Origin of the sequence: Tunturibacter psychrotolerans, from assembly GCF_040359615.1 — a bacterium.
GTDB classification, from domain to species: domain Bacteria; phylum Acidobacteriota; class Terriglobia; order Terriglobales; family Acidobacteriaceae; genus Edaphobacter; species Edaphobacter psychrotolerans.
This window is the reverse complement of record NZ_CP132942.1, coordinates 3,297,002-3,323,256: the sequence shown is the minus strand read 5'-3', so window position 1 is coordinate 3,323,256 and position 26,255 is coordinate 3,297,002. Positions and strand designations below refer to the sequence as shown.

Sequence of the window (26,255 nt, the reverse complement as noted above, 5' to 3'; positions counted from 1 at the left end):
CGCATTCACGCATTGCGCAGTTAGGCAGTTAGAAAGATCAGGAGAGAAGTATGTTGAGCAAGTTTCGTCGTCTCGGTTTCGGTATCAGCAAAGCTTTCTGCATCGTTGCCGTTCTCTGTGCCTCCATCGTCTGGGCCAGCGTCGCAGGAAGCATCTCCGGAACCGCAAAGGATCCCTCCGGAAGAGTCGTTCCAAAGGCCGAGATCACAATCCACGAAACCAGCACAGGCCTCTCCTATCACGCCACCGCCAACAGCAAAGGCTATTACACCCTCCCCGTCCTCCCCGTCGGCCACTACGAGCTCGAGGCCCAGTCCCCCGGCTTCCGGAGCTACCAGCGCAAGGACATCATCCTCGACACAAACGCATCCCTCACCATCGACGTCGCATTCGAGCTAGGCAGCGTCAAAGAAACCGTCAGCGTCACCGACGACACCGTCCACGTCGAAACCATCAGCACCCAGATGGGCGAGGTCATCACCGGCCGCCAGATGACCGCGGTCCCGCTCAATGGCCGCAGCTACACTGACCTTCTCTCCCTCCAGGCTGGCGTCGCTCCCGCCACCTCCATCACCTCCAGCACGGTACAGGACGTAGGCGCCACCATCCTCAACCCCTCCGGCACACTCAACCCCGGCACCGTCTCCGTCAACGGCCAAAACGAATTCTCAAACTACTTCAGCGTCAACGGCAGCGACGTCGAAGAGGACGTCAACGGCGGCACCGCCATCGTCCCCAACCTCGACGCCATCTCCGAGTTCCGCATCATCACCAGCAACTTCGACGCCGAGTACGGTGAATTCAGCGGCGGCCAGATCAGCGTCATCACCAAATCCGGTACCAACGCCTTCCACGGCAGCGCCTTCGAGTTCCTTCGCAACACCGACCTCGACGCCCGCAACTACTTCTCCCCTACGCGCGGCGCCTTTCGCCAAAATCAGTTCGGCGGAACCTTCGGCGGCCCAGTTCACAAAGACAAAGCCTTTTTCTTCATCGACTATCAAGGCACCCGCCAAACCCAGGGCGTGGACACAGGAAACATTAGCGTACCCTCCAACGCCGACCGCCAGGGCAACCTCTCCGATCTCTCCAGCAACCTCACAGGAGCAGTCGGTGGCCCATACTTCGCACAACTCCTCACTCAAAAACTCGGCTACGGCGTAACCTCAGGCGAACCCTACTACGTCCCCGGCTGCACCAGCTCTGCACAGTGCGTCTTCCCCAACGCCACCATCCCGCAGAACGCATGGTCCACTCCCGCACAGAGACTCCTTCAATACATCCCCGCACCAAACACCGCCTCCGGCACCTTCGCAACATCCTCCTTCAACCAGACCGTTCGCGACGACAAAGCCGGAGCACGCTTGGACGTCAACACCCGCATCGGACTCATCTCCGCCTACTACTTCATCGACGACTTCAATCTCGACGACCCCTACCCCGTCGCGCAAAGCGGCGCCAGTGTTCCCGGCTTCGACGCCCTCACCACCGGGCGCGCCCAACTCTTCTCCGTCGGCGACACCAAGACCTTCAGCGCCTCTTCGGTCAACGAATTTCACCTCAGCTTCATGCGCAACCTCACCAATCTCGGCCAGCCCATCGGCGGTCGCAACGTAAGCCTCGCATCCCAGGGCTTCGTCAACGCAGACGGCAGCACCAGCATCGTTCCGCTCGATCCCAAAGGCCAGAGCGTCATGAACCTCAACTTCAACGGCTACTCCACCGGCGCCGCGGCCAATCAACTCATCCAGGCCAACAACACCTATCAGGTCTCTGACGTCTTCTCCAAAGTCATAGGCAGACACACCCTCAAGTTCGGTGGCGAGTTCCACGCCGATCAGGTCAACGGCGCACCCATCGCACAGTTCAACGGCAACTTCGTCTTCACAGGAACAGAAACCGGAGTCGACTTCGCAGACTACCTCATCGGCGTTCCCAGCCAGTACAACCAGAGCCAGCTCAATCCCTTCTACGCGCGCAACAAATACGCCGGCCTCTTCGCGCAAGACAGCTTCCACGTCCTCCCCAACCTAACCATCAACTATGGCCTACGCTGGGACCGCGTCACACCATGGAGCGAGCGCTACAACCAGATCTCCACCTTCGTCGCCGGTGCACAATCCACCGTCTTTCCCGGAGCGCCTCCAGGAATCCTCTATCCCGGCGACCCCGGAATTCCCGACACCCTAGCGCCAATCAGCAATCGAAGCTTCGCCCCGCGCGTAGGTCTCGCATGGTCTCCCCAATCTGACTCAAGCTTCCTCGAAAAAATCCTCGGCGCCCCAGGATCCACCAGCATCCGCGCCAGCTATGGCAACTTCTATACCGCGATCCCCGCGCTCTCCATAGGCGTACTCGCAGCCAACGCTCCCTACGGCACCACCTACACGAGCCCCCAGGCACCGCTCTTCGCTACCCCGTTCGTCAACGCGGCCGACGGCCAGAGCAACGGCCAGCCCTTCCCCTACACCTTCGCACCGCTCAACTCCTCGCGCAGCAATCCCGACCCCAACATCGACTGGAGCACCTTCGAACCAATCGAAGGCATCCCCGGCTATGACATCCACAACAAGATCCCCTACACCGAAGAGTGGGTTCTCTCCATCGAACGTCAGCTAGGCCCCAACACCGTCTTCAGCGCGAGCTACCTAGGCACCTCCAGCCACCGCCAGCTAGTCCTCATCGAACCTAACCCCGGCAACCCCGCGCTCTGCCTTAGCCTCAGCCAACCCAGCCAGGTCCAACCCGGCACCCTCACCTGCGGCCCCGGCGGCGAAGACACCGTCTACTTCCCCATCGGCGGCGGCCAGGTCAACGGAACCCGCGGCCCTCTCGGCTCAAACTTCGGCAGCAACGCCCTCCAATCCACCCTCGGCCACGCCAACTACAACGCCCTCGAACTCAGCGCCCGTCACACCAGTGGCCGTCTCGAGTTCTCCGTCGCCTACACCTACGGAAAATCGCTCGACCAGTCCTCGAACCTCGGCGAAGAGGTCAACCCCTTCAACCCCTCGCTCAGCTACGCAATCTCATCCTTCGACGTGAAGCACAACCTCGTAATCAGCTACGAGTACCAACTTCCCTTCGATCAGTTCCTTCATCCCAACCGCCTCACCAATGGCTGGTCCCTCTCCGGCATCACCCACTTCGCGACCGGCTTCCCCATCACCGTCATCAACAACGGAGACAACTCGCTGATCGGAACCAATCCCAACGGCATCAACAACAGCAGCATCGACGAGCCCGACTACAACGGCTCCGCCCTCAAGCTCAACCACAATCCCCGCAATGGCAACAGCTACTTCGACACCACCACATTCAGCATGAACGCGCTCGGCTCCCCCGGAACCGCGAAGCGCCGCTTCTTCTACGGTCCAGGCTCCGACAACTTCGACATGGCGATCGGCAAAAGAACAGCCATCACCGAATCGAAGTCCCTGCTCTTCCGCGTCGAGGCCTTCAACGTCTTCAACCATACCCAGTTCAGCGGCCCGTCATCAGTCGACGGCGACATCGGCAGCTCAACCTTCGGCGACGCCATCAGCGCAGCTCCCCCCCGCATCCTGCAAGGCGCAGCCAAGTTCACTTTCTGATTGCGACCAACGGGAGCACCGAGTAAACGAGCCCCACCCAAACAAGGTACACAAGTCACGAAGTGACCGCCCCACGCGCAGTGGGCCCGTCCGGCAGGACATCTCTCCGATATCACAAGCGAAGCAGTGGTATCGGAGAGACAACTCACAAAGCCTTATTCATAGCCTCAATCAACTCATCCACCCCAGACACCGGCGGCTGACATCCCTTCGCCGTGCAAACCACAGCAAAGCTACCCTCGCCACCCAACCCAGGCAGATGCGGCAGCGTCTCCGCCAGCGAAGGAGGCAGCGCAGCAAGCTGATCCCTCCGCAACCGAATCACACTCTTATTCACCGCATACCGAGCCAACGCCACGGCCTCCAGCCGCCGCGCCGCAGCATCATCCCCAATCACACACACCTCGACCGCCCGCAGCACCATCCGCTGCAGCGCCAGCCCATAGCTCGCCGCATACAACCCAAAGTGCTCCACAACACCAGCAAAAGTCTCCAGCGTCTCAAGCGCCTTTACTTCATAGTCTGCCCGCCCATTCAGCGCCTCCAACCGCAACAGCAGCGCCGCTCCCACAGGATTCCCCGCAGGCGTAGGCGAGTCCTGCAACGGCTTCCTGCGCGTCACCAGCGCCCCCAACCGCGTCTCACCCTCCGCCACACTCTCAGTATCGAATAACGCGCACCCAACCGGATCATAAAACTTCATCAGTGCGCTCTCCATAATCGCCTCAGCCGCCGTGTAGTACCGCAACTCCCCCGTCAACTCCCACGCATCCAGCGAAGCATGCCCCAAAAACACATAGTCATCGAGCACCCCAGCTACCCGCGCTCCGCTCCCACCCTGTTCTCCATACGCAACTACATGCGCCAAGCCAGCCTTCGCGTCCCAGGCCTCCACAAGCACTCGGTCCAGCGACTTCAACGCGAACGCCCGCACCTCCGGCATATCCAGCACGCGCCCCGCCTCCACATAGGCCGAGATCATCATCCCATTCCAGCCCACATAGATCGTCTTATCCACATACGGCGTAGGCCGCTTCAGCCGAGCCGCATACAACTTCGCCTTCGCCGCATCCAGCCGCTCCTTCGCCACCTCGAGCGTAATCGCATTCGCCTTCGCTACACCCTCCAGCGTACCCCGCACATGCAAAACATTCTTCGCGGGATTGTGATGCATATCACCAATCTCACCGATGTCGTAATACGCACTCGCAATCGCCATCTCTTCACCCGTCAGCGCCGCCGCGGCCTCATCGCGCGTCCACGTAAAGTAGTCGCCATCATCCTCGAGCGAAAAGTCCGCATCCTGCGAAGCATAAAATCCTCCCCGGTCGCGGTCGCTCAGCCACTCATCGATCCACTGAATCATCTCGCGCGCCACCCGCGCCGCCTCCGGCTCCACAAACGTCTGGAAAGCGTGAACATAGTTTTTCAGCAGCTCGCTATTGTCATACGACATCTTCTCGAAGTGCGGCACCACCCACTGCTCATCCACCGAGTAGCGATGAAATCCCCCCGCCAGATGGTCATAGATCCCACCCCGCGACATCTTCTGCAGCGTCACCATCGCTGCAGTCTTCGCCGCCTCGCTCCCATTCTCCGCTCCGCCACTCGATACACGCGAGGACACATCCAGCAAAAGATCAATCGCCCCAGAATGAGGAAACTTCGGCTGCGATCCAAATCCACCCGACCGCGAATCGAACTGCTTCAACGTCGAAGCCACCAGCTTCGCCACCAGTTCCGGCCCCGGGCTCCCGCTCCTCCCCATAAACGATTCGTTATGCTCGATCGCCGCCATCACGCTTCCAGCCGATTCATTCACTTCATCGCGACGATTCTGAAACGCCTCCGCCATCGTCAGCAGCACCCGCTGAAATCCCGGCCGTCCATGCTGATCCGCCGGCGGAAAATAAGTCCCTCCAAAGTAAGGCTTCCCCTCAGGAGTCAAAAACGCAGTCAACGGCCACCCACCCTGCCCACTGATCGCAGACACCGCCGCCTGATACCGCGTATCCACATCCGGCCGCTCATCGCGATCCACCTTCACCGCAATAAAGTGATCGTTGATGATCTTCGCCGTAGCCGCACTCTCATACGACTCGCGATCCATCACATGACACCAGTGGCACCACACCGCGCCAATATCCAGCAGAATAGGTTTATCCGCAGCCTTAGCCTTCTCAAACGCGGCCTCACCCCACTCCTGCCAATCCACCGGCTGATGCATCGCAGACCGCAGATACGCTGAAGCCGCCTTCGCCAACGCATTCAAGTGCACACTGATCTCTTCAGAACTCTCATGACCCATAGAACATTAGTCTAGTCGAACTTCAAATTCGATATGAATCGAGACCCATCAGCCGATACCATCGCGCAACGAGTTCCTGTGCATCGCGCCAAGGTCGCGAAAGCCCTCCTCACCACCTTATCTGCGCACGTGTGTTATCAGCACCAATTTGCTCACTCGCGAATGTTTTTTGACCGAACCAAAAACGAGCTTAGCCAATCTTCTTCGATCGCGATAAGAACCGCATCCTACGGCGAACGGTAGTTTGTGTCACAGAGGGCCATGTATGCGTAGAAAGATCGGTCTATTGATTCTCTTTTCCACCCTGGCTACATCAAACATTGCGGGCCACGCTGACACCTACAACTTCATCATCACCACCGCAGCCACCACCACCTCCCAGGGAGCCCACTTAGACATCGGCGACCCGCTCACGGGCAGGCCAGCTCCACGCATCCCATCTGCCATCGATCTCACCGGCGTTACAGGTTCTGGTCAGGAATATGGCTTCACAAGCATCGTTCTCTTCGGAACCGACCACACCAACGCCTACAACGAACTTCTCTACACTCATCCGATCGCCAAGCACGTCGACTCCGAGAAAGACCTTCTCTATCTTGACAGCTCCGTCGGAATCAACCTCGCTCACGTCTATGACAACGACGGCTACCACATGGAGGTCTTCGACCCTCACGATTCTGTCGATATCGCCCCATTCACCATTGGCTTTTTCCGCCTCATTCCCATCGCAATTCCCGAGCCATCGAGTCTCATGCTGCTCGGCATCGGCATCCTAAGCCTCGCAGCAATAGCTCGCAGAAGATTCCGGCGCCTGGAGCTTCCCCGTTAATCCTCAATTTATTTTGAGAGTGCGCTCCTAAGCGGCGTTCGCCGTCATTGCAACTCACAGCAACCGTCTCATGAAAGCGAAAGGGCCCGAGCCGCAGCCCGAACCCTCTCTTCAACCATCCGCCGCCCTCTACTGCTGTGGCGGAGCCACATCGATCGGTTTCGGTGCCTCAGGAGCCTTCGGAGCCGTCAGCCCCGGAATCACAGGCGCCTGCATCCCCGCTCCGCCCGCAACCGCCTGGGCCGCAGATTCGATACTGATTCCATACCGCTCCAGCGTATTGGCCAGAATCTGAAACAACTGCGCCCGATCTCGTGCGTACGCTGCCGTCGCGGAGATAGAATTGTTCTCCGCCGTCGCCAGGTTCCTCGCCTGCTGCAATACATTCGCAGTCGTCGACGCGCCCAGCCTGTACTTCTTTTGCTCCGCATCCAGACTCTGCCCCGCAAAGTCTCTCGCCGCTTGCGCCGCCTGTACCTGCGCCCGGTCATTAGTCAACGCATACTGCTGGTTCGTCACCTGGATACGAATCACTGTGTAAAGCTGCTGCAAACGCATCTGCGACTGCCGATACTCCATCTGCGACCGCGCCTGGTCGGCCTGCGCCGTACGGTTCCGCAGCGGAATCGTCATGTTCACGCCCACACCTTTATCCGGCGCGTTGTTGTTGAAAGTGTTCTGAAAGACGTCGCCATAACCGACCGAAGGAAACGTCCCCGGCGGATAGGGTTTGTTCGTATTGAAATCGATCGCACTCGGATTCTGAGCACCACCCAATGCACTGCCACCATAGAACGCATACGCATCGAGAATCGGAAGCAGTCCATTTTTGAACGCCTTAATCGTGATCTCGTTGTTCTTCATGTTCAACACCGCCTGCTCAATCTGCGGGTTGTTGGCATACGCCTGCTTCACCAGATCCTCAACCTGCAGATCCTCCTCCGGCAGTCTGTCCAGTGCCACACGATCGGTCGGAATCACCGGCGCCTGCGACAGTTGCGGATCGTTCAGATTCCGCACAATCGCCTGCTTCATCAACAACTGCTGGTACTCGAGATTCGTCTTCGAAGCCACCAGCGCCTGCTTATCGCTAGCCACCGCGCTGTCAGAGTTCACCACATCGAGCGGCGCCAGTGTGCCAATCTCCAACTGCTTCCGGTTGTCCGAAGTCAGCTGCGTCGACTGCGTCAACTGACGTTCCTTCGCCTGCTCATCTTCGTACGCACTCACCAGTGCCCAGTAGATGTTCTCCACCTGGTTCACCGTATACAGCACCTGCTGCCGAAATGCCGAGTCTGTAATCCGTCGGTCATTCTTGGCCTGCACAATAAACCGTCCATTCACACCCCATCCGAACCCCTGCAACAGATGCTGCGTCGCGGTAGCGCGAAAGCTTGTCGTCAAGGAGGGGCTGAAATTGCTAAAAGGATTGTCCGTCGTCACGCGTGTATTGTTGAAGCCCACCGTCAACTGTGTGCCAGTCAAAAATCCCTGAGCGTAGTTGAAGTTGTAAGTCGCCGTATCCGTAGTCAATACATTCAACCCACCGCTGAACAGCGTATTCAACTGCGGCGCCGTCGACGCTTCATACTCCAGCTGTCCCGTCAGAACCGGATCAAGATTCTCGGGCAAAGGTCCGCCGCCGTTCGTGCTAACAACGATTCCGCCCACGCCCGTACCACCGCCGCCCACACCTGCCGAGGTCGCACCTGGTCCGCCGCCTGTCGTAATCGTCGTCGTCGTTCCGCCAATCGTATTCGTCAACAGTCCCGTCGAAACACCGCGTAGCGACGATCCCGCCTTCGCCCGCAGCAGGTCTGTATCCGCGATATCCAGATTGATCCGTGCGATCGCGATATCGTAGTTATTCTGCAGTGCCAGCGTCACCGCATCCGCAAGGCTCAGATAGATCTTCCCGTCCTTCAGCAGATTGCCTATCGACGTGTTCCCCATTTGGAAGGTCGGAACATTCGTCGGGGTGTAGGGAGCAATCGGATTCCAGATATGGCTCTTCGGCTTCGTGTAGTCGACGCTCGTAGGGCGCATAAACAACGGCTCGGTCGGCTTCGGCTGCGGAGCCTGCGGCAACCCCGGCGTTCCCGTCGTGTCATTCACCACCGCCTGCGGGGCTGCTGGTGCCGTCGGATTACTCTCCGTCTGTTGCGGCTGAGCTGGCGCCGTCGGACTACTCTGCGTCTGCTGGGACCATCCCGGCTGTGTGCACAGACTCATCAGCAGCAACGAGATACTCGCCGCCCCCTGCATATTCTTTGATCTCACGATTCGCTCTCCAACTCTTTCCTGAATCTTCTCGACGCCTACCGGTAACGTCCACCGATGTTCTCGACACCCTTACCGGACTCACAGCCTTCCCAACCCCGCACAAAAACGCGAGGGTCAGTCTCGCAACCAGATTTTGCAGTCTTACTCAGATTTTTCAGTTCTCACTCAGACGCGCAGCACCTTCCCAACGACTCTTAAAGACAAAAGACACGTAAAGCTACCTGGAAAAATCCTGCTGACCGGCATCGCTTTTCAAAAGCGTTGCTTAGGCTGAGCACAGATACGCACCCATCGCTCGCTTCGTTCCCAACATCTGCGGCAAATGTTCATTCCGGATACGATGCGCCAAGTATATCAACCCCATGCCCTTACCCTCAGCCCATGACCCTCTGCTCCTGGGATCTCGCACTGGCTTTGTTTGCCTTTGCCCATCTTGTTGTCATCCCCGCAGGGGATCTGTTGTTGCACTTGCCGTTGCAGTTCGCATCTAAATCCACTAATCGCGGTCATCAGAGCTTTCATTGTTCTGATCACAGCCGAGTCGGATGACCGTTAGACCGCATTCCCGCCCACCAACCGTGATACCGTCCAAAGCAGCCCATGCCTCACTGGAAGACCATCCTCACTTACGACGGAAGCCCCTACAACGGCTGGCAGATTCAACCCGCCCTCCCCACCGTTCAGGGCACACTTGCTCAGGCGATCCATCGCATCACAGGCGAAACCGTACTCCCGCAGGGCTCCGGCCGCACCGACACCGGCGTCCACGCCCTCGCGCAGGTCGCCACCTTCTCCCTCACAGTACCGATCCCCGCCGCCAACCTCCATCGCGCCCTCAACCGCGCCCTTCCCCCCAGCATCCGCATCCTCTCCGTCGAGCCCGTCCCCGAAGACTTCCACGCCCGCCACAGCGCCCGCCGCAAAACCTACGAGTACCGCATCCTCCCCTGCGAATCCCATCCCGAAGACCGTATCTGCCCCCCGATGCTCGCTCCCTACGTCTGGGCTTACCGCTTCCCTCTCGAACTCGCCCCTCTCCAACAAGCCGCCACCCACATCCTCGGCACCCACGACTTCACCTCCTTCGCCGCAGTCGACCCCGACCTCACCACTCGGTTAAAAACATCCTCAGAATCCGTCCCTGCCGTCGCCCCAACGAGCCCCACCGTCTCCTCCCCTTCCCAACCAAACAAAGAAATCGTCACGACCGAAGGCGAACCTCAGCCAAACAAAAAAGTCGTCATCTCGACCGAAGGCGGGGCTTCTCCCGCCGCAGTGGAGAGACCCCCGCATTCCTTCTCCACCCCGAATGAACCTTCAACCATCCCTACCGACAACACCCGCACCGTCTTCCACTCCGCCTGGCACCAGCGCGAAGACATCCTCATCTACCGCGTCACCGGCTCCGGTTTCCTCCACCACATGGTCCGCAACCTCGTCGGCACCTTCGTCGAAACCGCCAATAGCCATGACCCCGACGTCATCCCCAAAATCCTCGCCGCCCGCAACCGCTCCGCCGCCGGCCCCACCGCCCCCGCCCGCGGCCTCTTCCTCGTCGAGGTCGAGTACTGATGCCCGCCACAGCCAACGCCCAGCGCCGCATCGCTCGACTCGCCACTCTCACCGCAGTCCACCGCGCCTTTCACTGGCTGCACCTCCACCAGCCTCAGCTCCGCCAATGGCAACTCGAACTGGTCCGCATTCCCGCCCCACCCTTCGGCGAATCCGCCCGCGCCGCCTGGTTTCTCGACCGCTTCCACGACCTAGGCCTCACCAACATCCACCTCGACGACGCCGGCAACGCCCTCGCCGAACTCCAACCCGATGCAACCTCTGTTTCACCTCCCATCAATAACGTCATCTCGACCGAAGCGACCGACAGTCTCACCCTCCGCCGCGAAGTAGAGAAACCCCAGCATCTCGATCAATCCGCCACCGCCTCGCCAAACAGCACCAAACTCGGCGATGCCCCACCCTGCATCCTCATCTCCGCCCACCTCGACACCGTCTTCCCCGCCGACACCCTCATCGACCCCGTCGAAACCAACGACTCCCCCCGCATCTTCGCCCCCGGCATCTGCGACAACGCCGCCGGCCTCACCGCTCTCCTCGCCATCGCCGCTGCACTCCGCCACGCCAACATCACCCCACCCATCCCCATCCTCTTCGCCGCCAACGTAGGCGAAGAGGGCGAAGGCGACCTCCGCGGCATGCGTCATCTCTTCGAACGCGGCCCCTACCGCACCCGCATCGCCGCCGCCCTCATCCTCGAAGGAGGAGGCACCTCTGCCGCCGTCACCCGAGCCCTCGGCAGCCTGCGTTTCCGTGTCACCATCACCGGCCCCGGTGGCCACTCCTGGGCCGACGCCGGAACCCCCAACCCCATCCTCCTCCTAAGCCGCGCGCTCGCCCAAATCGCCAACCTGAACCTCCCCACGGACCCCCTCCTTACCCTCAACGTTGGCCACATCTCCGGCGGAACCTCTATCAACTCCATCCCCGAGTCCGCCTCCGCCCTCCTCGACCTCCGCTCCACCGACGCGACCCAGCTCATCTCCGCCGCCACCGAAGTCCACCAGATCTTCGACGACATCGTCACCACACATTCCACCACCAACTCACCACTAAAACTCCACATCGAGACCATAGGAAACCGTCCCGCCGCCATCCTCCCCGACGACGCCCCCATCCTCCACACCCTTCGCGCCGTCGACCGCCACCTCACCCTCCGCACCGAACTCCGCCTCGGCTCCACCGACGCGAACATCCCCCTCTACCGCGGAGTCCCCGCGATCGCCCTCGGCAGCGGCGGCACCGGCGGCGGCATCCACACCCTACAGGAGTGGTACGACCCCACCGGCCGCGAAGCCGCCCTCCGACGCATACTTCTCACCCTCCTAGACACTCTGGAGACCACCGCCAACCCCGCACATTAATTCATCCAGCATCTCCTCGGGAGCATTCAGTTGAAGACTCAACTTCGAAGCAACTCCAGCCGCCGCATCGTCACCCACACCACGGCCCTCGCACTCACCCTCAATATCGCCACAGCAATCGCCCAGACTCCGACAACCCCACCCACCCGCGACCCCCACACCACCGGTTACGTCGCAGCAAAAGAGCTACCCGACGGCGCCATCCCTTCGCCGCAACAGGACGGCAACTTTATCCTCGGCCCGACCCATCCCATCGCCCCCGAGATGTCTCCTCACCCAACCGTCCCGCAAGGAGACATATTCGAGTTCACGATGAACTTCTCCGACAGCAAGCTCTATCCCGGCATCGCACGCGACCCCGGCACCTTCGGTACTCCCGACCCCAAAGACCCCGCCAAACTCATCGTCACCACCAGCCACCCCGCCCCCTACACCCGTAAGGTAGCGGTCTACATTCCAAAGCAATATGTACCCGGCACCGCCGCGCCTTTTATCATCGGTGCCGACGGACCCGACCGCACCCTCTTCACCGCCCTCGATAACCTCATCGCACAACACCGCATTCCCGTCATGATTGCGATCTCCATCGGCAACGGCAGCGGCGACGCTCAAGGCAGCGAACGCGGCCTCGAATACGACACCATGTCAGGCCGCTACGCCGAGTTCGTCGAGACCGAAGTCCTCCCTCTCGTCGAAAAGCAATATCACGTCAAACTCACCAAAGACCCCGACGGACGCGCAACCATGGGCGGCAGCTCCGGGGGCTCATGTGCCCTCATCATGGCCTGGTATCACTCCGAGCTCTACCACCGCGTCCTCACCTACTCCGGTACCTACATCAATCAGCAGTGGCCCTACAGCCCGGACACCCCTCACGGAGCCTGGGAGTTCCACGAACACCTTATCCCGGCCACCCCACCCAAACCCATCAGAATCTGGATGGAGGTTGGCGACCGCGATCTCTTCAACCCCAACATCATTCTCGACGACATGCACGACTGGGTTCTCGCCAACGAACGCATGGCCAAAGTGCTGGCGGCCAATGGATATCACTATCAATTTGTCTTTGCCAAAGATGCCGGCCACGTCGACCACGCCGTAAAACAACAAACCCTGCCCGAAGCTCTCGAGTACCTGTGGCAGGGCTACCCCATCGCAAAATCGAACAACTGATTCCCACTTCCACCGGCGACACAGCCTCACCGGGAACAGTGCAATGGAGAGACCCCCCGCGTTTGTCGTGGTATAACCACCGATCGCGAAGCCGCCCTCCGCCGCATTCTCCCCACCCCCACTCGACACCCACCAAACCACCGCCGTCCCCAATCCAATTTTTAGAGCAACTTTCCGCACCTCGCCGGGTTCTCACCGCAAACACCGCGGAATTTTTACGCTCGTCCTAAAAACGCACTCATGAGATTGACTCTTTGTGCCGATAACGCCGATAGCCCAGATGCCACCCCGGGAGGGTACAGATCGGCATGCACAATCGCTTTCGTTCATAGGAGGTGTGTCAATTTCAACTCACAGAAATTTATGTGGCATACGCCAGAAATTAAGCTAAGATCCTCGGCAACAAAACTCGCTCTACATTCTGGCACGTCTAGAGATCAACCCCCGCGATCCGGCGAACCGAAGATGTAAGGCACACGGAATCCACCCCGTGTGATGAGGAGGCCCCCCATGAAACGCATCCTTGCCTCGTTGCTGCTTATTCTGCCCATCTCCATCGCAGGGGCGGAGCAGCTCATTCCAGCCGGATCCTCCATGCAATGCATGGTCTCCGACAAAATCTCCTCCAAAACCGTCCACGTCGGCGACGCCATCCTCTGTCAGGTCAGCCACACGGAGATGTACGGCCGCTCGGTCTTCCCCTACGGAAGCTATCTCGTCGGCCACTTCGAGGACTACAAAGATCCCGGCCACTTCGTCGGCAAAGGATGGATGGAGCTCAGATTTGATCGCATCGTCGTCGGAAACGACACTGTCATCCCCATCTCGACCCGAGTCATCGCAAGCTCAGGAAAGAATCCGGTCGATGTGAACGGCAGAATCGTCGGAACCGGACACGCAACTCGCGACACCATCGAGTGGCTTATTCCCGTCCTCTGGCCCCTCGACCTCATCAACCTCCCACGGCGTGGCCCATACCCGGTCCTGAAGCCAGAGACCCGCCTCACCGTCAAGCTCCTGGACGACGTAGGCATTCCCACCAAGTCCGAGGTCCAGCACCAGCCCGAGGTGATCTCCCGCTTCAACTACGCCGACCCCACCCCCGCCGTCCAGCAGCAGCCCGCACCCGTCGAACGATCCTACCCTCAGCCGGTCCAGCAGTCCTACGCGCCCCCACCATACTACCCCCAGCAGAACCCTTCGGTGGTCGTAGTGCAGGCCCAGGCACCCGCCCCAACCTACATCCAACAACCAGCTCCCGTCGTCGTGCAGCAGCCGCGCCCCGTAGTCTACGGCTACCCGCCGCCTCCACCCCCCTACGGCTACTACCCACCTCCCTACGGCTACTACCGCCCCTACTAGTCGCCTGAACCAAAGTCATCGCCCCAACCACCAAAGCTTCGATCGAGTTCGCTATCGATCGAAGCTTTGGTGATTTAATCATGGGGTCGGTACCGAAGGCTTTAGCGGAGTATCAGTCGCAACAGCGACAGTGAACCTCATACCGGGCTTGATCTCACCTTCGCCACCGTGCATCATCACAGCTGGAATCGAACCCACAAACGTCACCCACAGAAGAACAGCCCTTGTCGTGTGGCTGACACCATCGAGGCGTTCACCGCCCTGCAATGGGACGGTAGTTCCGTTTACAGCTAAGGAATGGACGGCGAAGGAAATCGAGCCTGGGATGCCGACGAGGCCCGATCGAGTGACCGCGGTGATGGTGGCATCGACCGAGGTCCCTTTGGGAATCTCCACGGAATCCCCAACTTTGACATCCTGATCGAGCACGATGGGAATCTTTTCGCCAACCGTCGCCTTCTTGGAGCTCAGCGTGGAATTTGTAACCAAATGGAGTCTAGTTTTGGCATGGAGTACATCGTCGGTGCCGATCGTTAGTGGAAACACAGTCAGGGGCGGCCCTTTTACCGTGTAACTGGCGTTGGTGTAGGTGCTATTCGCCATGGTGGGAGCAGCGGCAAAGGCCTGTAGCTGGGTGCTGGCAAGCAGGGTAATCGGGCCAGTGTAGTGCCGGGAAGATGTCGTAGGGGTCCACCCCGTTGTGGTGTAGTAGATGACCGCGTTTGGCGTGGGGCAACTGATGCTTACCGTGGTCCCCGACTTCACTCCGCCTGATTTGACGGAGAATTTTGGCTGGCCGGTGGAAGGGATGGAGGGTCCAGAGTTGTCCTGATCTTGCAAGTTGCGGATGTTCTGCATCGCCTGCGCCTGAGCTTCATCTGTCAACCGCTGGTTCCTTTCCATCTCATGGAGGCTCTCTTCCGTCATCCGTGTGGCCTCGTCTTGTTGTCCAAAGGCGGATGAACTATCAAGGACCGGCACGAGAGAGGTGATTCCAAGAACGAATGCGAGAAATGCAAGTTTCAATTTTGTTCCTTGGCAGTGGATCGGAATTTCTACAGAAAGAAAGCCAGCAGCTTGAGAAAGTTACCCGCTTTTCTTCAACGGATCTTAGAACTCCTCAGGTCCAGACGAACTCCCCTGGAAGTGTTATCAGATCCACTATCGTCAACCGCACCATGCGCTCGTCCAAGTTCAATTTCTGACAGACCGAAGCAAACCAGCCTTGTAGGTGCGTTTTTTGAAGTCGGTGGCATGCGCTCCAGATGCATCTTCGCAAACGCATTCTCCCAGACGCTAGCGTCCGGAATGATCATGCGCGCTCGATTCAGCGCCCACGAGCGAATCGGTCAGCCGTTCTGCTGGTGGATGATGGGCAAATTCGTCCAGGACTATCTGCATTTGAACGAGAAGCTCGCCGGCCATCTCCAGCGTGAAGCCGTGGCGGATGAGGATGCGCTGGATCACGAGATCTTCGCGGTTGGGCGGCATGGAGTACGCAGGAACAAGCCAGCCACGCTCGCGCAATCGATCGGCGAAATCGTAGAGGGTGAAATTTGAAGAAGTAGGATCCTTCAACTCCCAGCAGAGTCCGGGGATTCCGCCTTCACCGTTGTAAATAATCCTGAAAGGGCCAAATTCAGCGATCTTGTCCGCAAGATAGCGGCCTAATGCACTGCATTCAATCTGGATCTCACGATATCCCTCTTTGCCCAGGCGCAGAAAATTGTAGTACTGGCAGATGATTTCGCCGCCTGGCCGCGAGAAGTTGAGCGCGAAGGTCGGCATGTTGCCGCCGAGGTAGTTGACCTCAAAGATCAGTTCTGAGGGCAGGTCGTGCTTCTCGCGCCACAGGGCCCAGCCCACGCCGAGCGGTGCGAGACCAAATTTGTGACCAGAGGCATTGATGGATTTCACGCGAGGCAGGCGGAAGTCCCAGAGAAGCTCCGGCTGGATAAAAGGCGCCAGGAAACCGCCGCTGGCTCCGTCCACATGGATAGGAATGTCGAGTCCCGTCTCGGCCTGCAACTTATCGAGAGCTAGGCTGATCTCGTGAACCGGCTCATACTGGAGGGTGAACGTAACCCCAAGCGTGACGACAACGCCAATGGTATTTTCGTCGCAGAGTTTGAGCACTTCCTGAGAAGTGAGCAGGAGACGATCGCCTTCCATGGGAACTTCGCGGATTTCGACGTCGAAGTAGCGACAAAATTTGTGCCAGCAGACCTGAACAGGCCCCATGACAAGATTCGGGGCATCGGTTGATTTTCCCTGGCCGCGCCGACGTTTGCGCCAGTTCCACTTCAGGGCAAGTCCACCGAGCATCGCTGCCTCGCTTGAGCCGGTAGTGGAGCAGCCGATGGTGCTGGCGGCTTCGGGAGAGTTCCAGAGATCAGCCAGCATGTGAACGCAGCGCTCTTCAATAGCCGCGGTCTGCGGATACTCATCCTTGTCGATCATGTTCTTATCGGCGGACTCGTCCATAAGCTGCTTCACTTCCGGTTCGATCCAGGTCGTGCAGAACGTAGCAAGATTTTGCTGGGAGTTGCCGTCGAGGATCAGCTGATCGTGGATGGTCTGGTAGACGGTTTGCGGATTCTGTCTTTGTTCGGGAAAGACGTAGGTCTGGGTCTCGTGGTCCAGAACATCAGACTCGACTTGATTGCTCGGGGCAGCTTTGAGTTCTTCCGTGTCGTGCAGTGCCATGATCTTTCTCCCGTCTTTCTGAAAGTCGAACTGTATGTGCGCTGGGGAACAAGATGGAAAAGAGAGTGACTGACCGAACGCAAACCAATCCTGCCGTGCGATTTTCGAAGTTGGCGTAGCGCCCCCTAATTTATCAGTCACAAGTTCATCCCTTTTTGAAAAACTGCAAAACCTGTCAAGCCCCTCAGATCACAAAACCCGCACCAGACGCCGACTTTCACGTGGCGTATGAGTTACCGCCAATCTTCTATAATGGAAGTAACCGGTAAACGCAGCGTTGTCAGAGTACAGATCCCATTCAAACTTACAATTTGAGGCGAAGTATTCCCCACATCTACAACAAAATAAGTATTTTGCACGTAACCGTTTTGCTTTCTATATTTTAGCGACACACCCTGGCCGCAAGTAGATGAATCAACGTGACTTCCCTGCAAGATACCCCTCAAGGGGAGGGGGAGGGTCCTCAAACCGAGATCCCGAACACTTCACAACCCCAGCCGGGCGAACTCCGCGATACACTCCACTCGTGAAACCCTTCACCCTCATCGCAATCCTCCTCCTCACCACCGTCGCGCAGGCGCAACAAACCCCGCCTGACACCATCTACCACCACGGAAACATCCTCACCGGAGCCCACCTCCGGCCCGACGACCCCTCCCCCACCCCCGCCAAAGTCCAGGCCCTCGCCATCGCCAACGGAAAGATCCTCGCCGCCGGCTCCGACGCCACGACCCTCAAACTAAAAGGTCCAAAAACAAAAATCATCGACCTACACGGCGCCTTCGCAATGCCCGGCTTCAACGACGCCCACACCCACATGGCCGACGCCGGCCAGCAGCAACTCTCCATCAACCTCGACGGAGTCAAATCCGTTGCCGAGATGCAACAGCGCATCCGCATCTATGCCGCCAAGGCCAAACCCGGCTCCTGGCTCCAGGGCGGCGGCTGGGACCATACCCTCTGGCCCGGCGCCAAGCTCCCCACCCGCGAGGACATCGACCAGGTCACCACCGGCCACCCCTGCATCCTCAGACGGGTAGACGGCCACATGGCTCTCGCCAACTCCGCCGCCCTCGCCGCCGCCAACATCACCGCCGACACCCCCGACCCCACCGGCGCCAAAATCGACCGCGACGCCTCCGGCAACCCCACCGGGATCCTCCGCGAACCCGCCGCCTACAACCTGGTCGTGAGCAAAATTCCCTCACTCGGCCCCGAAGAGCGCACCAAAGCCCTCAATCTAGCCATTAACGACGCCCTCGCCCATGGCGTTACCAGCGTCCAGGACAACTCCGATTGGGAGGACTTCCTCGCCCTCGAAGAACTTGAGGACGCTCACAAACTCCACCTCCGCTTCGCCGAATGGCTCCCCTTCGACAAGCCCCTGACGGTCCTCAAAGAGCGCCGCGCCAGCCACCCCACCGACGATTCACTCCTCCACCTCACCATGCTCAAGGGCTTCATGGACGGCTCTCTCGGCTCCCGCACAGCCGCCATGGACGAACCCTACTCCGACGACCCCAACAACTCCGGCCTCCCCCGCTACCAGCAGGACAAGCTAACCCAGCTAGCCTCCGAACGAGCCGCCGCAGGCTTCCAACTCGGCTTCCACGCCATTGGCGACCGCGCCAACGACATGGCCCTCAACGCCTTCGGAGCCGCCGACCAGGTCGCCACCCTGCCACCTCAACCCACCAACCCCAACAGCCCCGACGCCCACGTCGTCACCGCCCCGCCACCCGCCGAACCCACCCCCGCCAGCCTCCGCTTCCGCGTAGAACACGCCCAGGTCCTGCTTCCCGACGACTTCGCACGCTTCGCCAGTGAGGGTGTCATCGCCTCCATGCAACCCTCCCACCTACTCACCGACATGAAGTGGGCCACCGACCGCCTGGGCACCGAGCGCGTCAAATACGCCTACGCATGGAAGAGTTTCCTGGACCACAACGTAACTCTGGCCTTCGGTACCGACTACCCGGTGGAGTCCATCAATCCCTTCCGCGGCCTCTACGCGGCCATCACCCGCCAGAATGAGGCCGGTACCCAAACCTTTCAACCACAGGAAAAAATCTCACTCAACGAGGCCATCTACGCCTATACACAAGCCTCCGCCTTCGCAGAGTTCCGCGAACATCAGAAGGGCCGCCTCGAACCCGGTTACCTGGCGGACCTTATCGTTCTCGATCACGACATCACCACCGGCACTCCCCAGCAACTCCTCCACACAAAGGTTCTTCGCACCATCCTGAATGGCGAAACTGTCTATACCTCGACCGCGAATCGCCCAGCCAAACCCACGACCGGGGCGGACAACTAGTTGCCCAGGCGACTCAGCCCCACCGCCCTGGCCCACCTCCTGCTCCTCGCAGTCGTCATCATTTGGGGAGCGACCTTCGTACTAATTAAAGACGCTCTCCAAGATGCCTCGCCACTCCTCTTCAATTTGCTCAGAATGGCTCTCGCCTTTGTTGCGCTGGCAATCATTAACCACCGTCAACTTGGCTCCGTCAAACGCCAGAGTCTAATCTCCGGCCTCATCGTAGGTTTCTTCCTCGCTGCCGGATATCAGTTCCAGACCGCAGGCCTCGCCCGCACGACCGCAGCGAAATCCGCCCTCATCACCGGCCTAGTAGTCGTCTTTGTCCCTCTGTTCACTATTTTCCCCGCGCTTCGTCCTTCGGGAACACCACCTCCCCGCTGGACCAGCGCCCTTGGTGCCATCCTCGCCTTCTCCGGTCTCCTCCTCCTCACGACACCCGCAGGTACCTCCTGGCAAAACCTCTTCAGTACCGTCGGCCTGGGAGACATCCTTACACTATTCTGCGCAGTAGCCTTTGCCGCCCATCTGCTGTCCCTGGCCCATGTCTCGAAAGGCATCCCAACGGCACAGCTCGCCACCCTCCAGATCGGATCGGCCGCACTACTGATGGCTATCACCCTTCCATTAGGCGGAAGACCCCATCTCACCTTCACGCCCCGTCTGATCACAGCACTTGCCATCACCAGTCTTCTGGCCACAGCTGCGGCTTTCACCATCCAAAGCTGGGCGCAGCGGTATCTCCCCCCCACCCACACCGCTATCCTGCTCAGTTTGGAACCAGTCTTCGCGTGCATCACCTCATTCCTGGTTCTGCATGAACATCTTGGCCGCCGCTCGCTTTTGGGGGCTACCCTCATCCTCATCGGAATCGTCATCATCGAGCTTTTTCCCTCCGACGCGCCAATCCCCATGTATCCGATCTAAACTCCACGAAGACTTTCGTCTTTTTTTGCGTCTAAATAGAGAGTGAAACCCGCCCCGACTCGTACAAAACGATAGCCTAGAGCAGCGACTATACTTAAACTTCATGCCGCGCACGCCGTCCGGCGCACAGCAACACATAACACTGAGGTCAAGATCTACTAATGGACACACCGAAGAACACTTCCTCCACTCTGCTCGAACGCATTCGCGCCCATCGCCTCACCACGACGTTCACCCTCCTTGCGACTTTGTCCGTCGGCATTCTGGCCGGTTCCATTCTTACGCGCAACGTCAGCGGAAAAGAGCAGTCAGAGGTCAATTCCACCGACGCGAAACCACTCGTGATTCCATCGCCCGTTGCGCTCTCCAACGGCTTCTCTCAGATCGTCAAACAAGTCGGACCAGCTGTCGTCAATATCAACACCGAAGAGCTACCCAAGCCATCCAACAGTAAACGCAAGCGCGGCGGTCAGCGTCTACCTCAGCCGAGTGACCCAAACAGTGACGACGACAGCCAGCAGTCCCCCGGCGACATGCAGGACTTCTTCAATCGCTTCTTCGGTGGGCAGGGCGGAGACGATGGTGACGGTGGCGCTGCAGGTGAGCGCCGCGCTCTCGGCTCCGGCTTTATCGTGGACTCGCGCGGCTACATCATCACCAACAACCACGTAGTCGACAAAGCCGACAAGATCTACGTGAAGCTCTCCACCGATCCTGACGGTGGTCCCGGTGACGAAGGACGTCCCGCCACAGTGATCGGCGTCGACAAAGACACCGACATCGCCGTCATCAAGATCGATACCAAGGAACCTCTCCCCACCGTCAAACTTGGCAACTCCGACGGGGCACAGGTCGGCGACTGGGTGCTCGCCATTGGCAGCCCATTTGCCCTTTCTAAGACGGTCACGGCGGGCATTATCTCCGCCAAAAACCGCAGCATTGACGAGCCCAGCCCCAATGGAGTCTCACAAACCCAGTTCCAGCGCTTCATCCAGACCGACGCCGCGATCAATCCAGGCAACTCTGGCGGTCCGCTTGTCGATATGGCTGGTCAGGTCGTTGGAATGAACACCGCCATCTACACCCAATCGATGGGCTCTCAAGGCGTTGGATTCGCGATGCCCGCCAACATCATCGCAAACGTCTACAACATGCTAATCGGTCCGGAACATAAGGTGGTTCGAGGCTCCATCGGCATTCAGTTCCAGGTCGCGCAATCCTCCGCTGTCAATCGCGTGTATGGCTTCTCAAGCGGAGTCATCGTCGGCGTCGTCACACCGAACGGAGGCGCAGCAAAGGCTGGCATTCAGGCAGGCGACGTGATCGTCTCTATTGACGGTCGCAACATCAAGGATGGCGACGATCTGGTCAACGACATCTCTGCTCGGCACGTTGGCTCGACCGTAAAACTCGGTTATCTCCGCGAGGGCAAGCAGAATAGCGCCAACGTCGTTATCGGAGATCGCGCCAAGACATACGCGGATATCACTGGTCAGCCGGATGACACCTCCACTCCTCAGGAAACCGATGCAGGAGAAGGCAAACTCGGCATCACCGTATCGGCAATCCCCGCGTCACTGTCCGCTAAGGTCGGTGTCAAAGGCGGAGTCATTGTTACGAACGTGCGGCCTGGCTCTTTTGCCGACGAGATTGGACTTGGCAAAGGAACGATCATCACCGCCATCAATCGCAAACCGGTAACAGACGAGGCCAGTTATCGAGCCATTGTTTCCGCTCTGAAATCCAAAGACGACGTCGTCTTTGTCATTCAGTCTCCAATCCAGAAAAACCTCAACTCCTACGTAGGTGGCACTCTCCCGTAGCAAGCGAACAGAGAGGGAGTGACTGGGTCAGTCTCAACATCACTCCTTCTCTGGTTCAGAGCTAACCCACCCAAAAGATGTATTCCCGCATGTCAACCTTTTTGTTGCCACGCACGTTACTAACGGGATACTCTACCTTCAACATTGACGACAGATCCTGCACTCTCTGTCCGATATTCAAACCAAGGTAATGGTTTCACTATGCAGTTTGGCAAATCACTCCTAACCTCGACGTTGTTCCTCGCAGCCGCGGTGCCATGCTTGGCATTCACTCACGCGCGTCGCGGACCGACATCCCCCAGGTTATCGAATAAACACTCCGCAACGAAGCCAGCAGGCCAGCGGGGCATTGATGACGCGCGAGCAACGCAGATTCAGGCGTCGCTCATCAAGTCAGGCTATCTCTCCGGCGAAGCCTCCGGCCACTGGGATCCTCAGACCCAATCGGCCATGCAGAAGTTTCAGGAAGATAATGGCTGGCAAACAAAGCTGATTCCCGATTCCAGAGCGATCATCAAGCTTGGTCTCGGCCCCCAGCAGGATTCCAACATTAGCGCTGGCACATCCTCCGCAATGGCCGCGCCTTCCATGTCGCCAGCTCCAGGTTTCATGCAACGATAGGCATTTCCCCGCGCACAAAAGAGGGCCAACCGGCCATCTTTTCTATCTTGATGAGATCAGAATTCAGTCGTTTCTATTGGACCCGGATGGTGAAAACGTGGTCTTTGACATCTTCGTGCGAGACCGGCAGACTGCCTGTCTTTCCGACTGTGCCACTCTCCAGCCACATCCTCAACCAATAGTCCTGATGAACTCTAACCAGGCGAGCCGCGACCGGTTGTTTCTGCTCCAGAATCGCGGTGATTCGCGCCGCCATTGAATCCTTATCTTCCGCGGTCTCCAGCTTTGCATCAACTCCTTCACAAGCAAGAAGCTTACTTTGAGCGGCCTCGAACTGAGTCCCCTCAACAACTCCACTCTCCACCTTCAACTCTGTCATTTGTTCCATTGCAAATGCTAAAGAAGCATCCAGCCTATCCGTAAACCCAAGATACAGAATTCGCGAGCCCGCGACCCGCAGAGGTAGCAAACCGAACTTCTCAACAAATATTCTTGGCATCACCAGAGCCATCGACTCTGGAGAAAACCCTTCGGTCGTCAGCACCGGACAGCCCCACTGCATGCTCAACCCACGCGTGATCTGCTCTGCTTCCACGCCGCACTCACTCAAAAGCCATTCTCCAATCTTGCCCGTTCCGCTCTCCCGCTGCGCCGCCAACGCTTTTTGGAGCTGCGGATGAGTAATCCACCCCTGCGCCAGCATGAGCAGGCCGAGCGGTACTCTATGCCGGTGCGGAGACAAAGCAGCTGACGTTCCTCCCTCACCAAGTTCACGACGCACCGCAGCCTGCACCATTGTGAGCACACAACGTCCGCTGCAGCCCCACTGTCCTTCGAAGATCGGCCGCCGCCGATTTCGCCATGGCATCGTCCAACCACTCTCACACTCTAAGTTTCCGCAGACCCTTCGCTGCGATGTTTTTTCCTTAGGAGACGGAAACCCATATCCCGTCAATCCTTCCAACTCGTTCGACGGCCTGTACTCATCCTCCTGCCAGGCCACTCCATTCCCTGCCCTCAAGGCACTCGGCATCAGTGCGCTCACCCTCATCGCTCCCGTCTTCTTCGTTAGAAAAGGCATCGAATGCTCTCCAGTCTCAGTTGCGGCGTCGCCACCTCGGTAATGCGCAGAGCGAAGTTGCCACTGACAACGACCACCTCACCCCGAGCCACAATCCTGTCACCCACTATCAGGTCAACCGGCTCCGATACGTGGCGGTCCAACTCCACCACGTCCCCCGGCCCCAACTGCAACACCTCCCGCAACGGCATATCGCGTGAACCGAACTGCAGCGTCGCATCCAGTTCAATGTCACACAATAGCCCGATCCCTGGATCAATCCCAGCTATCTCATCCGAGCCAATCACCTTGTCCATAACCCGTTCCCTCCTAGTTCACACTCATGGTTTCGACCACGCCCTGACTCTCCAAGGCATCGTTTAAGATTTCGCCGTCGATCTCGCCCTCTAACTGAGCCCCGCGATGCTCGCCAGTCCGCACCGGGTGCGCTCTCCCAAGCTGCAGACCGCCAACGCGCAGCTCCGAGATCGAGTGCTTCGCTAACGGAAGACGCAACACCGTGCCCGGCTCCAGGGCCGCCAACTCACTCGCCTTTAGACGCATTGATGGAAACTGCAGCGCGGTGCCGAACTTTACCTCAGCCAACAGCTCGCGCATCCTTGCCTGCGCCTCCTTCGATCGTCTCTTGGGACGATCCCCCTCAGAGATCAACCGTCGCAGAATCGCATTCAAGACAACTGCCGGGAGGCAGATGTTCATCGCACCCTGAGCCTCAGGCATACGCGCCTCGAAGCTGACACACAGCGTTTTTTCCCCGGAGGTTAGCAACCGCGCCACCGCAGCGTCAGTCTCTCGCTTCTCGAAAACAAACTCCAACCCGACCGACTGCCATGCCAGGTTCAACTCCTTCACCGTCATCTGCACAACCGACGTCAGAATTGCATCTTCGATATCCGTCAACTCCCGCGCCGGCCAGGCCCGCCCCACCCCACCAAGCAATACATCAACAATGGGCGACGCCAGCGCCAGCTCCAGTTCCAGCAACCCAACTGCCCCAAGTGGCTCCAACCGAATCGAACAGATGTAATTCGGCGATGAGAGCCGCTCCAGAAATTCGCTGAAGGGGAGTTGCTCGCCCGCCACTAGCTTCATCTTGAACGGGGTCCTCAGCCATGCACCAAGGGTATGCATTAGATTCCTGGCAAACAGGTCGTTGACCGAACTGATCGCACGCATTTGATCGTTGCTAATCTGACCCGCGCTACTAAAGTCATACTGCTCCAGAGGCACCTCGGCCTCTGCGCCCTCTACCTGCTCAGAAGCATTTGCCCCGGCCGCCGCAAACAGTGCATCGATATCTCCCTGCCCAAGCTGCTTTCCCATTGCATACCTTTCTCTGGTTAGAGATCTCTCACGACAACTCAATCAGAGCGTCAACGTACTCCAGACTTCCGTTTCGAAGCCTTCGCCTTCACCACTCCGACCGAATCTCCCGGCCGCAGACTCGCAAGAGACGCCCTCAGTCGCAACACCGCCGAAGAGTGGATCTGCGAGACTCTCGACTCCACCACGCCCAAAGTCAGTCCAATCTCTTTCATCGTGAGCTCTTCGTAGTAGTACAGTGTCAATACCATCCGCTCCTTCTCCGGAAGTTCGTCGATCGCATCCGCCAGTCGCTGCTTCATCTCCCCTTTCAAGCAACGAAAGAGCGGATCATCCTCTGGTGCTCCGGGCACGTAAGCAAGCTCTTCGTCACCCGAGTCCTCCGACCGTTCCATGTGCAGACTGCCGATCTCAAGGCCCTTCAGATCTCCCAACAGCGCCTGATACTCCGCCAGTGTCAGCTCCATCTCCCGAGCAATCTCCTGCTCAGACGGCGCTCGTCCCACCCGCTGCGTCACCGCACGAATCGCCTCTTCAACGGCCCTTCCTTTACGTCGCAACTCTCTTGGGCTCCAGTCCAGAGTACGCAGCGAATCAAGAATCGCTCCACGAATCCTGAACTGCGCATAGCTTTTGAACTGCACCTTTTTCTTGTGGTCAAACTTCGAAAAGGCATCGATCAACCCAACCACTCCGGCGGAAACCAGGTCATCCAACTCCACATGCTGAGGCAGCCGTTCATGGATACGTCGTGCGAGGTAGCGCACCGTTGGCAGGTGCTCCATCAAAAGCATGTCCCGCTCGGTTGCACTGCCACCCTCCGTCGCCCCTAGCCCCTCAGCGGTGAACGGGGCAAATATGGCCGTCTCCTTCAGACCCGCCATCTCATCAAATTGTGCAGCCTCCGACGAAGCCCATTGCTCTCCGGAGAGCTTCCCCTTCGACAACCTTTGTCCAATCTGTATCGGCATCG

The 26,255-nt window shown here is 58.7% G+C and carries 18 protein-coding genes; 10 read left to right on the top strand and 8 right to left on the bottom strand.

Going from position 1 to position 26,255, the window contains the following annotated elements; genetic code table 11:
• The first annotated feature begins 50 nt into the window (after positions 1-50).
• Entirely contained in the window at positions 51-3,593 is a 3,543-nt protein-coding gene (locus RBB77_RS13770; RefSeq protein ID WP_353062319.1) for a TonB-dependent receptor, read from the top strand.
• Positions 3,594-3,738: 145 nt separating this feature from the next.
• On the opposite strand, the gene RBB77_RS13765 is transcribed toward RBB77_RS13770, so the two are convergent.
• On the bottom strand, positions 3,739-5,901 hold the full coding sequence (locus RBB77_RS13765; RefSeq protein ID WP_353062318.1) for a thioredoxin domain-containing protein: 2,163 nt from the start codon (positions 5,899-5,901) through the stop codon (positions 3,739-3,741).
• 265 nt (positions 5,902-6,166) lie between these two features.
• On the opposite strand from RBB77_RS13765, the gene RBB77_RS13760 reads away from it, so the two are divergent.
• Positions 6,167-6,730, top strand: coding sequence for a PEP-CTERM sorting domain-containing protein (locus tag RBB77_RS13760; protein WP_353062317.1), 564 nt, complete (start codon positions 6,167-6,169; stop codon positions 6,728-6,730).
• A 129-nt stretch (positions 6,731-6,859) separates the two neighbouring features.
• Here the strand turns inward: RBB77_RS13760 and RBB77_RS13755 are convergent, their stop codons facing one another.
• Positions 6,860-9,010 carry a TolC family protein gene (locus RBB77_RS13755; RefSeq protein ID WP_353062316.1) on the bottom strand — a complete coding sequence of 717 codons (2,151 nt, stop codon included), beginning with the start codon at positions 9,008-9,010 and terminating at the stop codon, positions 6,860-6,862.
• A 603-nt stretch (positions 9,011-9,613) separates the two neighbouring features.
• Here RBB77_RS13755 and RBB77_RS13750 point away from each other — a divergent pair.
• The 4 genes from RBB77_RS13750 (at position 9,614) to RBB77_RS13735 (ending at position 14,484) form a co-directional block, all read left to right on the top strand.
• Positions 9,614-10,585, top strand: a complete 972-nt coding sequence (locus RBB77_RS13750) for a tRNA pseudouridine synthase A (RefSeq protein WP_353062315.1) — start codon at positions 9,614-9,616, stop codon at positions 10,583-10,585.
• Positions 10,585-11,949, top strand: a complete 1,365-nt coding sequence (locus RBB77_RS13745) for a M20/M25/M40 family metallo-hydrolase (protein WP_353062314.1) — start codon at positions 10,585-10,587, stop codon at positions 11,947-11,949. The genes RBB77_RS13750 and RBB77_RS13745 overlap by 1 nt, the downstream gene beginning before the upstream one ends.
• A 30-nt stretch (positions 11,950-11,979) precedes the next feature.
• Positions 11,980-13,122 carry an alpha/beta hydrolase gene (locus RBB77_RS13740; RefSeq protein WP_353062313.1) on the top strand — a complete coding sequence of 381 codons (1,143 nt, stop codon included), beginning with the start codon at positions 11,980-11,982 and terminating at the stop codon, positions 13,120-13,122.
• A gap of 510 nt (positions 13,123-13,632) precedes the next feature.
• Positions 13,633-14,484 carry a hypothetical protein gene (locus RBB77_RS13735; RefSeq protein ID WP_353062312.1) on the top strand — a complete coding sequence of 284 codons (852 nt, stop codon included), beginning with the start codon at positions 13,633-13,635 and terminating at the stop codon, positions 14,482-14,484.
• 78 nt (positions 14,485-14,562) lie between these two features.
• Here RBB77_RS13735 and RBB77_RS13730 read toward each other — a convergent pair whose 3' ends face one another.
• Complete coding sequence (locus RBB77_RS13730; protein WP_353062311.1) at positions 14,563-15,510, bottom strand: chitobiase/beta-hexosaminidase C-terminal domain-containing protein; 948 nt, start codon at positions 15,508-15,510, stop codon at positions 14,563-14,565.
• A 270-nt stretch (positions 15,511-15,780) separates the two neighbouring features.
• Entirely contained in the window at positions 15,781-17,190 is a 1,410-nt protein-coding gene (locus RBB77_RS13725; RefSeq protein WP_353062310.1) for a glutamate decarboxylase, read from the bottom strand.
• Between the two features lie 526 nt (positions 17,191-17,716).
• On the opposite strand from RBB77_RS13725, the gene RBB77_RS13720 reads away from it, so the two are divergent.
• From RBB77_RS13720 to RBB77_RS13705, 4 genes are all read left to right on the top strand, one after another.
• The gene (locus tag RBB77_RS13720) at positions 17,717-19,507 is read left to right on the top strand and encodes an amidohydrolase (protein WP_353062309.1); all 1,791 of its coding nucleotides are present in this window, start codon (positions 17,717-17,719) and stop codon (positions 19,505-19,507) included.
• The gene (locus tag RBB77_RS13715) at positions 19,508-20,434 is read left to right on the top strand and encodes a DMT family transporter (protein WP_353062308.1); all 927 of its coding nucleotides are present in this window, start codon (positions 19,508-19,510) and stop codon (positions 20,432-20,434) included.
• A gap of 161 nt (positions 20,435-20,595) precedes the next feature.
• The gene (locus RBB77_RS13710) at positions 20,596-22,257 is read left to right on the top strand and encodes a trypsin-like peptidase domain-containing protein (protein ID WP_353062307.1); all 1,662 of its coding nucleotides are present in this window, start codon (positions 20,596-20,598) and stop codon (positions 22,255-22,257) included.
• Positions 22,258-22,509: 252 nt separating this feature from the next.
• Positions 22,510-22,878: a peptidoglycan-binding domain-containing protein gene (locus RBB77_RS13705; protein ID WP_434557117.1), complete on the top strand. Its 369-nt coding sequence runs from the start codon at positions 22,510-22,512 to the stop codon at positions 22,876-22,878.
• Between the two features lie 73 nt (positions 22,879-22,951).
• Here the strand turns inward: RBB77_RS13705 and RBB77_RS13700 are convergent, their stop codons facing one another.
• Genes RBB77_RS13700 through RBB77_RS13685 form a run of 4 tightly spaced genes read right to left on the bottom strand, consistent with a single transcriptional unit; the run spans position 22,952 to position 26,253 of the window.
• Positions 22,952-23,959 (bottom strand): hypothetical protein, encoded by a 1,008-nt coding sequence (locus RBB77_RS13700; protein ID WP_353062305.1) that lies wholly within the window; start codon positions 23,957-23,959, stop codon positions 22,952-22,954.
• Positions 23,947-24,255, bottom strand: coding sequence for a flagellar motor switch protein FliN (gene fliN / locus RBB77_RS13695; RefSeq protein WP_183980634.1), 309 nt, complete (start codon positions 24,253-24,255; stop codon positions 23,947-23,949). Before fliN ends, RBB77_RS13700 begins: the two co-directional genes overlap by 13 nt.
• Before the next feature lie 13 nt (positions 24,256-24,268).
• Positions 24,269-25,282 (bottom strand): flagellar motor switch protein FliM, encoded by a 1,014-nt coding sequence (locus RBB77_RS13690; RefSeq protein WP_353062304.1) that lies wholly within the window; start codon positions 25,280-25,282, stop codon positions 24,269-24,271.
• 50 nt (positions 25,283-25,332) lie between these two features.
• A complete protein-coding gene (locus tag RBB77_RS13685; RefSeq protein ID WP_353062303.1) occupies positions 25,333-26,253 on the bottom strand; it encodes a sigma-70 family RNA polymerase sigma factor in 921 nt (306 codons plus the stop codon).
• Positions 26,254-26,255 lie beyond the last annotated feature (2 nt).